Origin of the sequence: Rhizobium sp. R634, assembly GCF_002211305.1 — a bacterium.
Lineage (GTDB): Bacteria > Pseudomonadota > Alphaproteobacteria > Rhizobiales > Rhizobiaceae > Rhizobium.
Genome location: NZ_LOKW01000025.1, coordinates 365,312 through 380,740 on the forward strand (window position 1 = coordinate 365,312; position 15,429 = coordinate 380,740).

Sequence of the window (15,429 nt, forward strand, 5' to 3'; positions counted from 1 at the left end):
GAAACAAGGAGGAGTTGTTCATGACTGCAGCGGAAACACGTACCGACGGAGCGGTGGCGGGCTCAGGCCTGCTCGATCGCGAAAGAATTGTCGCAAGGCCCGGTTTCAACAGGTGGCTGGTGCCGCCGGCAGCGCTTGCCATCCATCTCTGCATCGGCATGGCCTATGGTTTCAGCGTGTTCTGGCTGCCGCTTTCCAAGTCGCTCGGCATTACGGCCCCGACGGCCTGCCCCGACCTGACGCTCGCTTCGGCGCTCTTCACCACGACCTGCGACTGGCGCGTTGCCGATCTCGGCTGGATCTATACGCTGTTCTTCGTTCTGCTCGGTTCGTCGGCCGCCATCTGGGGCGGCTGGCTGGAGCGGGCCGGCCCGCGCAAGGCGGGTGTCGTTTCCGCCTGCTGCTGGTGCGGCGGCATCGTGCTTGCTGCTATCGGCGTCATCACCCATCAACTCTGGCTGATGTGGCTCGGCGCCGGGGTGATTGGCGGCATTGGTCTCGGCCTCGGTTATATCTCGCCGGTCTCGACGCTGATCAAGTGGTTTCCGGACCGTCGAGGCATGGCGACCGGCATGGCGATCATGGGCTTCGGCGGCGGCGCGATGATCGGTGCTCCGCTTGCCAACTTGCTGATGAATGCTTTCAAGACCGATACGTCGGTGGGCGTCTGGCAGACCTTCATCGTCATGGCGGCGATCTATTTCGTGTTCATGATGGGCGGCGCCTTCGGCTACCGCATTCCGCCGGCCGGCTGGCGTCCCGATGGCTGGACCCCGCCTGTTGCCAAGAGCACGATGATCACCACCCGGCATGTGCACTTGCGTGACGCCCACAAGACCAAGCAGTTCTGGCTGATCTGGGCCGTGCTTTGCCTCAACGTTTCGGCCGGTATCGGCGTCATCGGCATGGCCTCGCCGATGTTGCAGGAAATCTTCGCCGGTTCGCTGATCGGCCTGCCTGATGTTGGCTTTGCACAGCTCGATGCCGCACAGAAGGCATCGATCGCGACGATCGCCGCCGGTTTTGCCGGCCTGCTGTCGCTCTTCAATATCGGCGGACGGTTCTTCTGGGCGTCGCTCTCCGACAAGATCGGCCGCAAGAATACTTACTACAGCTTCTTCATCATCGGTATCGCGCTCTATGCGCTGGCGCCGACCTTCGCCGGCATGGGCAACAAGGCGCTGTTCGTTCTTTCGTTCGGCATCATCCTGTCGATGTATGGCGGCGGCTTTGCGACTATCCCGGCCTATCTTGCCGATATCTTCGGCACCCAGTTCGTCGGCGCCATCCATGGCCGGCTGCTCACGGCCTGGGCAACGGCCGGCATCGTCGGCCCTGTTGTGGTGAACTATATCCGCGAAGCGCAGATCGCCGCCGGCGTCGCACCGGGTCCGGCCCTTTATACCGGAACCATGTATATCCTCGCCGGCATGCTGGCGCTCGGCCTCGTCGCCAACGCGCTTGTCAGGCCGCTTCCGGACAAATGGTTCATGAGGGATGACGAGGTTGCGGCGCTGCAGGCGAAGTCGGCGGCCGTCAATACCGGTCCGACCGGTTCCTTCGGCATCGGCACCGGCGGGCTGGACGGCAAGGCCATGCTCGCTTGGGCCGTGGTCGGCATTCCGCTGCTCTGGGGCGTTTGGGTGACGCTGAAGGCGACTTTCGCCCTCTTCGGGTGACTGGTGAAAAGCGCGCCGCCTAGTTCCAGGCGGCGCGCTCTAAAGCGCATCGCGATCTTTCAGATTCGCTCCTTGCGCTTTGGGTTTTTGTTTTGCGCATGTCGTTGCCGCAAAACCGCTGCACACTTTTGGGCGACATGCGTTACATCAGAATTCTTCCCAACTTTGGGCAGTTGGCGCGGCAGCGCCGTGGGCCTTGGCGACGCGTGCGACGAGATGCAGCGCCGGTGATCCCGCCTGTCGCGTTTCGGGCCTGCTGACAGGCTGGGTCTGGCCCGGGAGCCGGAATTTCGACAAGAGGACACGCAGCGTTTCGGCCTCCCTCGCAAGGCTGTGGCTGGCGGCCGTGCTCTCCTCGACCATCGCGGCATTCTGCTGCGTTGCCTGGTCCATCGTGTTGACCGCCTGGTTTATTTCCTTGAGACCGACGGCCTGTTCTTTCGACGCCTTGACGATCGCCTCGACATTGCCGTCGATATCGCCAACCTGGGCAACGATCTCTTCAAGCGCCTGGCCGGTCTCGCCGACGAGGCCGACGCCGTTCCTGACGAGTTCGCTCGACGTGTTGATCAGCGCCTTGATCTCCTTGGCGGCCTTGGCGGAGCGTTGGGCGAGTTCCCTGACCTCCTGGGCCACGACCGCAAAGCCCTTGCCGGCTTCGCCGGCGCGTGCCGCCTCGACGCCCGCATTCAGCGCCAGAAGATTGGTCTGGAAGGCGATATCGTCGATCACGCCGATGATGTTGTTGATCTCGCGCGAGGACTGCTCGATCTGGCCCATGGCCGCGACGGCATTGCGGACCACGACGCCGGATTGCTCGGCGCCTTGCTTGGTCTTGGCGACCAGCCGGCCTGCTTCGTCGGCGCGGCGGCTGGAATCATTGACGGTGGTAGTGATCTCCTCCAGCGCGGCAGCCGTCTCCTCGATCGAGGCGGCCTGCTGTTCCGTCCGCTTGGAGAAGGTATCGGCCGATGCGCCGATTTCGCGCGAGCCGGCGGCGATCGCGCCGGCGTTTTCGCCGATCGTCTTCATGGTTTCGGCAAGGTCGCCGATGGCGGTATTGAAATCGTGGCGCAGCTGTTCCATCGACGGAACGAAAGGCGTATCCACCGTCCGCGTCAGGTTGCCTTCGGAGAGGTCGCGCAGCGCGGTGCCGAGCTGAGCAATGGCACTCATGCGTTCGGTGACGTCGGTTGCGAATTTTACGACTTTGTTGACCTTGCCGTCGGCATCGAGGATCGGGTTATAGGCTGCCTGTATCCAGATCTGCCGGCCGCCCTTGCCGAACCGGACGAATTCGTTGGCGATGAATTCGCCCCGCGCCAGCCGCTTCCAGAAATTGGCATAGTCTTCTGTCCTGGCATAGGCGGGATCGCAGAACATGCTGTGGTGCTTGCCGGCGACCTCGGCGAGCGAATATCCCAGCGCATTGCAGAAATTCTCGTTGGCGGTCAGGATTTCGCCCGTGGGCGTGAATTCGATTACCGCCTGCGAGCGTGAGATCGCTTCCAGCTTGCCGGCATCATCGACGGCCTTCCGTTTCGCCGCTGTGATATCGGCTGCAAACTTTACGACCTTGAACGGTCTGCCGCCCCTGAAAACCGGGTTGTAGGACGCCTGAATCCATATTTCTCTGTTGCCCTTGGCGAAACGCTTGTAGGCGCCGGCATCATATTCGCCGCGTCCGAGCCGTGCCCAGAATTCGCGGTAATCGGCAGTCGCCGTATAGGCCGGTTCGCAGAACATGCTGTGATGCTTGCCGAGGATTTCGTTCAGGTTATAGCCAAGCGCACGGCAGAAATTCTCGTTCGCCGCCAGGATATTACCCTTGAGATCGAATTCGATGATTGCCTGCGATTTGGAGATGGCATCGAGAATGTATTTTGAATCGGAGGATAGCCCAAACATATCCGTCTCTCTGAAGTCCACAGCTGTCGCTGTTTCGGCCTGATAGAAGCGAAGCGGGGCATTCCGAGGACCGGAGACATGTCATCCGTAGGCTTCGTCACCCATAGTGGTGGCGCGTGGTTAATATTGCGTATAAAAGCGATCGCTAATTTTAAAGTATCGCACACTAACGGCAAGCATAGACTGCGCTGTGACCGATAACAAAAACCGCCCGGAGAGGCGGTTTTTCATTGCCGAATTGTTTTGGAAGATCAGGCGGCCAGTTCGTCCGTCTCGTTTTCCTTGAACATCTTGGCGAGGTTCAGGAAGCAGATCATGCCATTTTCCGAAGCGATGATGCCTTCGCAATAGGCGCGGTCGAAGGAGGCGGTTACCTCGGGCACCGGCTGGACCTGGCTGGAGGAGATGGTGAGAATGTCCGAGACGCGGTCGACCAGCATGCCGATGACCATGCTGTGGACTTCGGCGACGACGATGGCGCTCCGCTCATTGGCTACCGTGCTCTTCATGCCCAGCTTATAGGCGAGATCGATGATCGGGATGACCGAGCCGCGCAGGTTCATGACACCGATGACGTCGGCCGGCGAATGCGGGATCGGCGTCGACGGCGCCCAGCCGCGGATTTCGCGGATGGTCGTGGTCTTGACGCAGAATTCCTGGTCATGCAGGCGGAAGGCGATGATTTCGAGCGTGTCGCCGCTGAAGCTAGTGGAATTGATCGTGGCCATTAGAATTCTTCCCAACTGTCGTAAGCCAAAGCAGAAGCGGGTGCGCCACCATTGGCGCTGACAAGCCTTGCCTTCACACCACGCGATGGCTTGGCGCTTGGCGAAGCATCGTTACGGTTACGACGACATTAGCGAAAGAGTGTTGCCCAAATCTAAATCGGCAGACGCGTTTATGAAGGTTTTCGGCCTGGATTTACTTCAGCTGATCGTCTTTTCGATCTGTGAGACCGCCCAATCCACCTGTTCCAGCGTGATGATCAATGGCGGGGCGAGGCGAATCGTATGGTCATGGGTGTCCTTGGCGAGAAGGCCGCGTTCCTTCAGCGCATGGCAATATTGCCGCGCGCCGCCGGCTTCGGGCTCGAGTTCGATCGCCATCATCAGGCCGCGGCCGCGCACGTCCCTGACGATGTTCGAGCGGATCGAGCGGAGGCCTTCGAGAAAATAGTCGCCCATGGCAGCGGCGTTCTCGATCATGCCCTCCTCCACGAGCACCTTGAGCGCCGTGCGCGCCACCGCACAGGCGAGCGGATTGCCGCCGAAGGTCGAGCCGTGCTGGCCGGGCTTCAGCACGCCCAGCACCTCGGAATTCGAAAGCACGGCCGATACCGGGTAGAAGCCGCCGGACAGCGCCTTGCCGATCAGCGTCACATCGGCCTCGATGCCTTCGTGCTCCTCGGCCAGCAGCTTGCCGGTGCGGCCGAGACCGGTCTGGATCTCGTCGAGGATCAGGGTGACGTTGTTATCAGTGCAGAGCTCGCGGATGCGGGTGAAATAACCGGCCGGCGGGATGATGACGCCGGCTTCGCCCTGGATCGGCTCGATCAGGGCGGCAACCGTATTGCCATTGATCGCGGCCTCGAAGGCCTCGGCATCGCCGAAGGGAATGGTGCGAAAGCCGGGCGTGTAGGGGCCGAAGCCGGTGCGGGCGTCGGGATCGGTGGAGAAACTGATGATGCTCAGCGTCCGGCCGTGGAAATTGTCGGCGCAGACGATGATCTCCGCCTTGCCCTCGGGCACGCCCTTGACCTCGTACCCCCATTTGCGCACAGCCTTGATGGCGGTCTCCACGGCTTCGGCGCCGGAATTCATCGGCAGGATCTTATGGGAGCCGGTGAGCGCCGCAAGCTCTTCGTAGAGATAGGCGAGCTGGTCGTTGCGAAAGGCGCGGGAGGTCAGGGTCAATCTTCCCGCCTGCTCGACCATGGCGGCCAGGATCTTCGGGTGACAGTGGCCCTGGTTGACGGCGGAATAGGCCGAGAGGCAATCGAGATAACGATTGCCGTCGGTATCCCAGACATGAACGCCTTCGCCGCGCGTCAGCACGACATCAAGCGGTTTATAATTGTTGGCGCCGAGCCGCTGTTCCGTGGCGATCAGTTTTTCCGACGTGTTCATGGCTTTCTCCCCTCTATGCTGCGCGTGTCGGGCGGTCGAAGATGCGGCGGCCGAAGAGGCTTGCCGTCAGCTCCACGAGGATGCGGGCGCTCTTGCCGCGATCGTCGAGAAACGGATTGAGCTCGACGAGATCCAGCGACGAAACGAGGCCGCTGTCCGAAAGCATTTCCATAACGAGATGGGCCTCGCGGAAGGTGGCGCCGCCGGGTACCGTCGTGCCGACGCCAGGGGCGATATCGGGATCGAGGAAATCGAGATCGAGGCTGACATGCAGCAGGCCGTTCGCCTTGGCGACGACGTCGAGAATATGCCGCATGATGGCGCCGATGCCCTGCTCGTCGATCGCCCGCATATCGAAGACGTTGACGCCGTGTTCATGGATTTCCTCGCGCTCGCGCGCATCGACCGAACGGATACCGACCTGGAAGACATGCTTCGGGTCGACGAAGGGACGGTCCTTCGGCAGGATTTCGGCGAACTCCGCCTCGCCGCAGAAGAAGGCGACAGGCATGCCGTGAATATTGCCGGAGGGCGAGGTGGCGGGAGAGTTGAAATCGGCGTGCGCATCGAGCCAAAGCACGAAGAGCGGCCGGCCTTTGCTGGCGGCATAGCGGGCCATGCCGGAGACGCTGCCCATGGAAAGGCTGTGGTCTCCGCCGAGAATCAGCGGAAAGCGGCCGGCGGCGGCAACCTCATAGACGCTGCTTTCGAGCGCGCGGGTGAAAGCGCCGACGATCCTCAGATTATGGGCTTTGGGATGATTCGGCAGATCCATCGCCGGCACGATGCTGAGATCGCCGTTGTCCGCGACATCATGGCCGAGATCGATCAGCGTCTGGTCGACGCCGGCAATGCGGAGCGCCGCAGGGCCCATGGCGGCGCCCCGGCGGCCGGAGCCTTCTTCCAGCGGTGCGCCGATGAGGGTGACAGATCGCGATTGGACATTCATTCGGGGGGCTCCGGATTGAGGCCTGTTTTGGCCGATAGTGGGATAATGGGTTGCCGGCAAAAAGATGGAAAAGTGTCAGAAATGAATTATGATTGCGCAGATTGATAAAGCTATTTTGACAAAGTGATCATCGTGGACGATCTCGATACCGAACTTCTGAGCGCCCTTCGCCACAACGCCCGAATTTCCGTTTCATCGCTTGCGGCGATTACGGGCGCATCGCGGGCGACGGTGGCCGCCCGCATCGACCGGCTGGTGGCCAGTGGCACCATTGTCGGTTTCACCATTCGGACCAGCCACGAGACCCGGTCCGCCGGCGTGCGCGCCATCGTGATGATCGAGGTGCTCGGCAAGCTCGCTGACAGGGTCGCCGATCAGCTCAGGGGCCTGCCGCAGGTCCGCGCCCTTCACAGCACCAACGGCAAATGGGATTTCGTCGCCGAACTCGAGGATCGCGACCTTGCTTCCTTCGACGAGACCCTGCGCCGCATCCGGCTGATCAACGGCATCAACTCGACCGAGACCAATATTCTTCTGAAGACGAGCAAGACCGGTTTCTAAGCAGTCCCAGCCGGCTCAGTATTCTCGTTCATAGACGATACCGGCTTCGCCGTCGCCGTTGCCGCCGGCTGCGCCGCGCAGTTTGACGCCGCGGCCGACATCGAGGTTGATGATGGCCTTGGCGCCGGCCGCGCCACCCTGCTGCAGTTCGAAATAGGTGCGGTCGTTGAGATAGCGGCCGACACTGACGCTCGTCTGGCCCTTCTCGTCGGTGCTGATGTCGAGGTCGTCGACGCCGAGCTGGTTGCGCAGGCCTTCGAACAGCGAGGTGGAGCGGTTGCCGGCCAGTTGGCTGACGGCGTCGGCGAGCTGGGCGATCTGCACCGGCGAGAGTTTCGACATCGACTGGCCGAATATCAGCTGCGCCAGCACCTCGTCCTGCGGCAGCTGCGGCGAGGAGGAGAAGGTGATCGAGGGATCGGTGGCAAGGCCGGCGACATCGACGGTCAGAGTCGTCGTGCCGGAGGTGGAGGTCGCTTCCATGTCGAGCGCCGGCGTCAGGTCGCCGGCAAAGGTGATCCTGCTCTTGTCGGAGAAATCCAGGCGGCGGTTGAGGATGGTCAGCCGGCCGCGGCGCATGGTGAAACCGCCGGTCACGATCGGTGCAGCCGCCGTTCCGCGGATCGTGACGCTGCCGCCGACTTCCGCATCGATGCCGCGGCCGCGCACGAAGATATGCGAGGGCGCGTCGATCTGGAGATCGAGGGTGAGAACCGAGGATTTCTCTCCCGGCTTCCGCTCGCCCTCGTCGCGCAGCTGCGCAAGCACCGCACGCGGCGCATTCTTGTGGCGGATGTCGATTTCCCGCAGCGAGGTCGGCAATTTTTCCGGAATGGTGATCGAGGTCTTTTCCAGCTGAAGCTTGCCGTTCAGCGTCGCGCTCATGATCGGTCCGCGCAGCCCGAGGTTTCCGCTGACGGTCGAGACGACGAGCGTTCCATCGACATAGACCGCCTTGTCGAGCTTGATCGAAACATCGGCGGGGAATCCGCCGGCCGGTTGGATGCCGATGGTGCCGCTTGCCGAAATCGTACCGCCGCCGCCGAGATTGCCACTGAGGCGGGAGATGACGGCCTGGTTGCCATTGAAGGTCACGGTTACCGCGAGATTGTTGACGGCGAGATTACGTCTGACATCGACGAGTTTTGCGCCTGACGTCGCGACCGTGCCGTTGATAACGGGTGCTGCGGCCGTTCCGCCGATCCGGAGATCGACGGTGGCGACGCCGTCGGCGACGAAGCCCTGCTCGGCCAGCGGCGTGCCGAGTACGGCGAAGGGAAGATTGCCGTTGAAGCGCATGTCGAGGGCGCGATTGCCAGATATCATCACGCTGCCGCCGCCTTTCAGCGACATGCCGGCGTCACCGGCGAGGCTGGTGTCGACCGTCAGCTTGTTGTCGGCAAGCTTGCCTGATGCGCCGATGGTGAAAGGCGAGAGGCCGGCGCCTTTCGTCTGGCTCGTCGCGGCGTTCTTCCAATCGACCTTGAAGTCGACGGAGGGCGCCGATAGCGCCCCCGCCGCCTTTGCGGTTGCCGAGACAGTGCCTTCGGCGGCAAGACCGGGAACGAAGCCATTGGCGATGCCGGCCGGGACATTCTCGGCATTGGCCGTGACGTCGACCGAGCGGATCGAGGTGCCTGCAATGGCGAGGTTGCCGGCTGCCTTCACGGCAATCCCGCCGCTGCCGCTGAGATTGGCATCGAAATCCAGCCTGTCGCCGGCGTATTTTCCGGTCGCCGCCAGCGCGAGGCGGGAAAGGCCGGCAGCCTTGGTGTGGCTGGTCGCGGCATCCTTCCAGTCGAGCTTGAAATCGACGATCGGATCGGTCGGGGTTCCCGACGTGATCGCGCTTGCCGAAATCATGCCCTCGGCGCCGAGACCGGGGACGAAGGCATTCGCGATATTTGCCGGCAGCGCAGGGATATCCGCATTGATCGAAAGATCGCGGATGGCGGTCCCCGCGATTGTTACGCCGCCCTTCGCCTTGGCCAGCACGCCGTCCCTGCCGGTGAGGTTGGCATCGAAATCGACCCTGTCGTTGACGAATTTGCCGGATGCCGCAGCACTAAGGCCGGAAAGGCCGCTGCTCTTGGTCTGTGCGGTTGCGGCATTCTTCCAGTCCAGCTTAAAATCGACCGCCGGCTTCGGCAGCGCTCCGGAAGCAGATGCCGTTCCCGATACGGTGCCTTCTGCGGCGAGACCCGGCACGAAACCATTGGCAAGGCCCGCGGGCAGATTGGCGAGATCGGCCTTGACGTCGAGATTGCGAACCGAGGTTCCCTCTATCGCGAGATTGCCGGCGGCCTTCAGGGAGAGGCCGCCCTCGCCGCCGAGATTGGCGTCGAAATCCAGCCGGTTATCGGCGAAACGTCCGGATGCGGCCAGCGCGAGGCCGGAGAGACGGGCGCTTCTGGTGTGGCTGGTCGCAGCGTCCTTCCAGTCGAGCTTGATGTCGGCCTTCGGTGCGGCAGGGGTGCCGGCGGCCGACATAGTGCCCGAAATCGTACCGCCGGCGGCAAGATCCGGAACGAAGGCGTTTGCGAGGCTGGCGGGAATATTGGCGATCTCGGCATCGACCTTCATGTTGTCGACCGCCGTGCCGGCAAGAGTGACATTGCCCACGGCCTTCAGCGAGAGGCCCTTCTCGCCGCTCGCCGCCGCGTTGAAATCAAGTTTGTTGTCGGCGAATTTTCCCGACGCAGTCACGCCGAGGCCGGCAAGGCCGGCGCGTCTGGTGTGGCCGACCGCAGCGTTCTTCCAATTGAGGTCGAAATTCGCGGTGGGCGCCGAAAGAGAGCCTGCGGCCGCGAGTTTGCCCGAGATCAGGCCTTCTGCGGCGAGATCGGGAACGAAGCTGTTTGCGATGCTGGCCGGGACATTGTCCAGCGCCGCATCGACCCTGACGTCGCCGACCGTCGTGCCGATGATGCCGATATTGCCGTTCGCCTTCAGCGACAGCCTGTCGGCGCCTGTGACCGCCGTGTCGAAATCGAGCTTGCTGTTTGCGAAGCGCCCCGATGCCTTCACGGCGAGACCGGCAAGGCCGGCGCGCTTGGTATGGCTGGTCGCAGCACCCTTCCAATCGAGATCGAAATCGGCGGTGGGAGCGTTGACCGAGCCGGAGGCGGCCAGTTTTCCTGTTATCGTGCCTTCTGCGGCGAGGTCGGGAACGAAGCCATTGGCGATGCGGGCCGGCAGGTTGACGATATCGGCGTTGACATCGAGGACCGGGGCCGCCGGATCGGCGAGTCCAACATTGCCGCCGGCCTTGAGCGAAAGACCGTCAGCACCGCCGACCGTCGTATCGAAATCGAGCCTCTTGTCGGCGAATTTGCCGCCGGCTGTGATGCCGAGCGGCGCAAGGCCTGCCCCCTTGGTCTGGCCCGTCGTTGCGTCCTTCCAGTCAAGCTTGAAGTCGGCCACGGGTGCGGCGGGCGTTCCCGTTACGGCAATCGTGCCGGAAATCGTGCCACCAGCTGACAGGTTCGGTACGAAACCGTTGGCGAGGGCTGCGGGCAGCTCCCTGATATCGGCGTTGAGTTTCAGCGTTTCGCCGGCCGAGCCAGTAACCGAGACGGAGCCGGCTCCAGTCTTCAATGTCAGCCCGTTCAGATTGGCGGTGCCGCCGGTGACCGTGACCCGCGTTGGTGCGGCAAGCTCGATCGGAATGTTGCGCGGGCTTGCCGAGAAGCGATCGAGGTTCAGCCCGATATTGCCGTCCGCCGTCTCGATATTGCCGTCCGCCATGACGGGATTGCCGTCATAGGCGGCATCGAGGTCGAAGTCGGTACGGTCCTGCTGCTTGGTAAAGCCGAGCGAGAGGCCGGCAAGCCTGTTGGTTCCGGCGCTCAGTTCTTCAGCCTTCACCGTGCCGTTTGCAGCAAAGGCGCCGAGGTCGCTGATCGTGACGTCGATATCCGGCTTAACGATCAGAATCGTATCGCGACGGATCGCGTTGCCTGACGCAAGCAGCTTGAGCCCGGTCCTGCCGCTATCGCTGCTGACGTCGATCGAACCTTTAAGATCGCCTTCGGCCTTCTGACCGCCGAGCGCGGCGAGCAGGCCGATATTGGGGAAATCGAAGGTCAATGCGCCGGTCGGCTCCCGGGAAGGCGACACTTCGAAATTGCCGGTCAGCCGGTTGCCGCCGATTTTGGCGGTCAGTGCCGGAATTCTCGTCTTGCCGTTCTCCGAGAGAATGTCGCCGTTGATGCCGATCGGCTGGCCGTCGATCGCCCCGGTGGCGGCGATCTTGCCCTGCGGCGCCTTGGGATCGGCGATGCCTGAAAGGTCGACATTGAGGTTGGTAAGCTCGCGGCCGGCCATCTCCAGGCGGGGGGCCTTGAGATTGGCCGTCACGGAGATGGCCGGCAGCTCGCCGCCCATTCTCAATGCATAGCCTGCGCTGCCGCTGGCGCCCGCCATCAGCTTGCCGATATCGGGCAGCCGGCCGGAAAGATCCGCGTTCAACGCCGAGCCGTCGAGCGCCACGTTGCCGGCGGCTTCGAGCGTCGTCGATGTGAGGGCGATGTTGCTGAAGGCGAATTTCGACGGGATGATCCCGGCCAGCTGGCTTTCGAGCGAAATCGGCCCATCGAATTTGCCCGTCAGCGCAACCGGCAAAGCTGCCGGTTCGATGGTCAGCTTGACGTTGCCGGTCAGCGCCTGATCCGCCTGCCGGTAGGAACCGTTGAGGGTGCCGTTGATATTGGCGCTTTCGACAGTGGTGCCGTTGAAGCCGATGCCGTCGCGCGAGATCTGCAGGGGCGCGGCGATCGTCACCGGCCCTTGAACCGCGCGATTGAGGTTCGGGTCGGTGAAGGTCGCGTCGCCGGCAACGAGGCGCAATTGAACGCTGCCGGAGCGGGCGGCGAGATTGAAGGCGTCGCTCTTGGCCGTCAGCTTGACGTTGCCGATATCGGCCTGCGGAAGCCTGGCGGAATCGAGGGAGCCGCTGACGTTCAGCCGGGCCGCCTGCGCGTCGCCTGTCAGCGCCAGGTTGAGACCCGATATCAGGAAGCGCGCTTCGCCCTCGGCGAGCGGCCAGCGAAAATCGACAGGACCGGATGTGCCGAGCAGATTGGCGTTCAGGCTGTTGTTGCCGGACGGATCGAGCGTGCCCGATGCGGCAATCACGACGCTGCCGGTCGCAAGGTTGCCGGTCTGGATATCGATCTTGCCGCGGTTATCGAAGGTGGCGGCAAGATCGATATTGGTCTGGCCGGCAAAAAGCGGCCGGAACGCCGCCGGCAGAAGCGAGCTCAGATCGCCGCCGCCCTTGAGGTCGAGATGGTGGAGCCCGTCCGCAGCGATGGCATGCCGGCCCTCGATTGCGGCGCGCTGCTGTCCGTCGAGCGCGGCCTGCAATTTGCCCGTCCAATTGGAGATCGGTCCCTGGCCGTCGAGAGTGATGTTGACCGCGGGATCACCCGGCAGGCCGAGAAAGCCGGCCACCAGCCCTCCCTTCGGCTCGGAAAGATTGGCTTTCAACTGCAGCCTGTTTTCGGCCGGTGCATAGGCGATGTCGGCGGTTAGCCGGGCATCCGGGACGGCGTGGCGGCTGACGTTGATGGCGCCCTCGCCACCGTTGGCGTCCGCCGACAGGTTTCCTTCGGCGGCAAGTGCGAAGGCGCGGCCGGCGAAGGGTTCGGCAAGTTTGATATCGGGCAGGGTCACGCGGTCTATATCGACCTTGATCGGCAGGCTGAAGCCGCCGGAATTTTCAGCCGCGGGCCGCGAGGGCAGGGTGCGCACCGGTTTGCGCAGCACGTTGACCGAATCGATCTCGAAGCGTTTGGCGTGGAAGGTTCCGGTTAGCAGCGCCAACGGATTCCAGTCGATCGCGATGCCGTGAATTTCGGCGAAGACGCCCTTGGTGTCGGAAAGGGAGATCTCGGCGGCGCGAAGCCCGCCGGTCAGGAGGCCCTCCGGTTCGCGAACTTCGATCGTCATGTCGCGGTTGGAAAGGGTGGAGGCGATCCTTTCGGTGACGATGCGGGCGCCGAAACTGGTGAAGCCGAAGATCGCAAGCGCTGCGACCGCGAGAATCAAAATGGCGCCCACGGCATAGCCGGTGAGCCGAATGATCCAGTTGACGATTTTTGCCAGCGTTTGCATCGGCGCGGACACTACCCCGTTTTCATGACGGCCCACAGGTTGGAAAACAAAGCGGTAACGGCAATCCTAGAAGGATTGGCCTATGCCGGCGTAAATTCCGTAATCTGTGCCATCTTCGTACTTGTTCAGCGGCATGGCAAAATCAAGCCGCAGCGGGCCGAAAGGCGTTGCATATCGTATTCCTGCGCCGGCGCCGGCGCGGATGTCGGAAAAACCGGGGAAGGTGCTGTCCGATACCGTACCGACATCGACGAAGGGCACGATGCCGATCGTATCGGTGATCTTGATGCGGGCTTCCAGCGACGCGGTCACATAGGAGCGGCCGCCGGTGGCCTCGCCCTCGTCATTATAGGGCGAGATTTCCTGATAGCCGTAGCCGCGCACCGAGCCGCCGCCGCCGGCAAAAAAGCGCTGCGTGGCGGGAATATCCTCGATCCCGCCGCCACCGATCAGCACACCGGCGGCAACCTTGCCGGCGAGCACCAGACGGTCTTCGGCGCCGAACGGCAGGTAGCCGGAGATCGAGCCCTCGAAGGCCGCATAGGGCGTGGCGTTGAAGATCTCGTAGCCGGGCTTTGCCGAGAGCGTGGCGCGATAGCCCTCCGTCGGGTTGAACTTGTCGTCGCGCGCGTCGCGATCATACTGGATCGGCAGGGTAATGGTGAGATAGTCGTTGGTACCGAAGGCATCGTCGTCACGCTCCCAGCTGACCTCGCCGCTCGCCGAGATCGTGTCCTGATCGGTCAACTCGTAGGAAAGGCCCAGCGAAGCGGTGATCAGCGTCGCATTATAGGCGTCCGGATTCTCGGTCTTGGCGACGATGCCGGCTTTCAGCGTGGCGGCCGGAAAGAAGGCGCCGGGTTTGGTGAAGAGGATGCCGGCGGAATAATCGAGGCTGCCGACATCCGTCGTTTCCCCGAGCCGCGAGACCGATCCCTCGATCCTCAGCGTTTCGGCTTCGCCGAACAGATTGCGATGGCCCCAATAACCCTGGACGCCGAAGCCATCGATGGTGGAATATTGCGCGCCGACGCCGAAATAGCGCCTCTTGCCTTCCGAAACCTCGATCGTCATCGGCAGCGTGCCATCCGGCGCCAGCGCGTCGCCTTCATGAATGGTGACGCTCGAAAAGACGCCGAGGGCGCGCAGGCGTTCGCCGGCCTTCTTCAGCGCTTCCGGGGAGTAGGCCTCGCCCTTGTTCAGCCGGGAATATCGCTGGATGAAGCCGGGCTTGACGGTCTTTTCGCCGGTGACGCCGACATCGCCGATCGGAGCGATGGGCCCGCCTTCCGCGGCAAGCACGATATCGACGGTGTCGCTCCTGTGATCGGCGACGACCCTGCGTTCCGTCAATTTGGCGAAGGGCCGGCCCTCGCTCTTCAATTGTTCGACGATCTTGTCGCCGGCCTTGATGATGGCGAGCGAGCCGGCTTGAGCGCCCGGGGCGAGATCGTAATCGGCCGGATTGCGGCTTGCGGCGTCGCCGCCGAACTGAACCTCCTTGACCGTGAAGACGGGGCCGGGAGTGATATCGACGGTCACGGGGATCGGTCCGGAGCGGTCGAAGGTCGGGTTGGGCGGCAAATCGTCGATGTTCTTGCCGTCGATGGTGATCGTCACCACGCCGCCGTAGCGGGCCTTTTCATATAAGGCGGCAATCAGCCGTTCACGGTCGTCGCGCGCCTTGACGACGACACCGAGATCGCCGGACACCGGCTGCTTCTGGTCGCTGACGAGGCGGGAACTGTTTTGTAAGGCTTCCCTGAGGTCGGGATCGGCGGTATCGGCCTTGAGATCGACCTGGTAGCGCACAGGATCGGGCACCTGCTCGCCTTCGTCTTCCTCTTTGCCGAAGATGGTGATGCCGAAAAGCTTGAAGGCGTAAGCATCGCCGATCAGGACCGGTGAGAATGCAGCTGCCGCTGCAACCACCATCATGGTGCCTGTTCGCCGATACGCAATACCTGTTTTCGGGCCTGTCCCTCTTATCCGCATCCGCTGCTTTTGGTTACGCCTACAATGAAGCTTCGTTGCCCAGCCGTGAACAGCTTAGCGGCAAAATCGCGCGGGGTGTACCATTTTAAATTGC

General features: G+C 62.7%; 8 protein-coding genes. 2 read left to right on the plus strand and 6 right to left on the minus strand.

The genetic code is table 11. From position 1 onward, the window contains the following. Positions 1-20: 20 nt before the first annotated feature. Positions 21-1,679: an OFA family MFS transporter gene (locus ATY77_RS24745; RefSeq protein ID WP_088689232.1), complete on the plus strand. Its 1,659-nt coding sequence runs from the start codon at positions 21-23 to the stop codon at positions 1,677-1,679. A gap of 147 nt (positions 1,680-1,826) precedes the next feature. Here ATY77_RS24745 and ATY77_RS24750 read toward each other — a convergent pair whose 3' ends face one another. The 4 genes from ATY77_RS24750 to rocF form a co-directional block, all read right to left on the minus strand. Next, positions 1,827-3,587, minus strand: coding sequence for a PAS domain-containing methyl-accepting chemotaxis protein (locus ATY77_RS24750; protein ID WP_088689233.1), 1,761 nt, complete (start codon positions 3,585-3,587; stop codon positions 1,827-1,829). Positions 3,588-3,838: 251 nt separating this feature from the next. Then, entirely contained in the window at positions 3,839-4,315 is a 477-nt protein-coding gene (locus ATY77_RS24755) for a chemotaxis protein CheW (protein WP_088677608.1), read from the minus strand. Between the two features lie 198 nt (positions 4,316-4,513). Beyond that, a complete protein-coding gene (rocD, locus tag ATY77_RS24760; RefSeq protein ID WP_088689234.1) occupies positions 4,514-5,713 on the minus strand; it encodes an ornithine--oxo-acid transaminase in 1,200 nt (399 codons plus the stop codon). Between the two features lie 13 nt (positions 5,714-5,726). After that, positions 5,727-6,662 (minus strand): arginase, encoded by a 936-nt coding sequence (gene rocF / locus ATY77_RS24765; protein ID WP_088677610.1) that lies wholly within the window; start codon positions 6,660-6,662, stop codon positions 5,727-5,729. A gap of 123 nt (positions 6,663-6,785) precedes the next feature. Between rocF and ATY77_RS24770 the strand changes: the two genes are divergently transcribed. Then, positions 6,786-7,223: an Lrp/AsnC family transcriptional regulator gene (locus ATY77_RS24770; RefSeq protein WP_190237696.1), complete on the plus strand. Its 438-nt coding sequence runs from the start codon at positions 6,786-6,788 to the stop codon at positions 7,221-7,223. 15 nt (positions 7,224-7,238) lie between these two features. Here ATY77_RS24770 and ATY77_RS24775 read toward each other — a convergent pair whose 3' ends face one another. Continuing rightward, complete coding sequence (locus ATY77_RS24775; RefSeq protein ID WP_088689329.1) at positions 7,239-13,340, minus strand: translocation/assembly module TamB domain-containing protein; 6,102 nt, start codon at positions 13,338-13,340, stop codon at positions 7,239-7,241. Between the two features lie 66 nt (positions 13,341-13,406). Then, on the minus strand, positions 13,407-15,335 hold the full coding sequence (locus ATY77_RS24780; RefSeq protein WP_190237697.1) for an autotransporter assembly complex family protein: 1,929 nt from the start codon (positions 15,333-15,335) through the stop codon (positions 13,407-13,409). Positions 15,336-15,429: the final 94 nt, after the last annotated feature.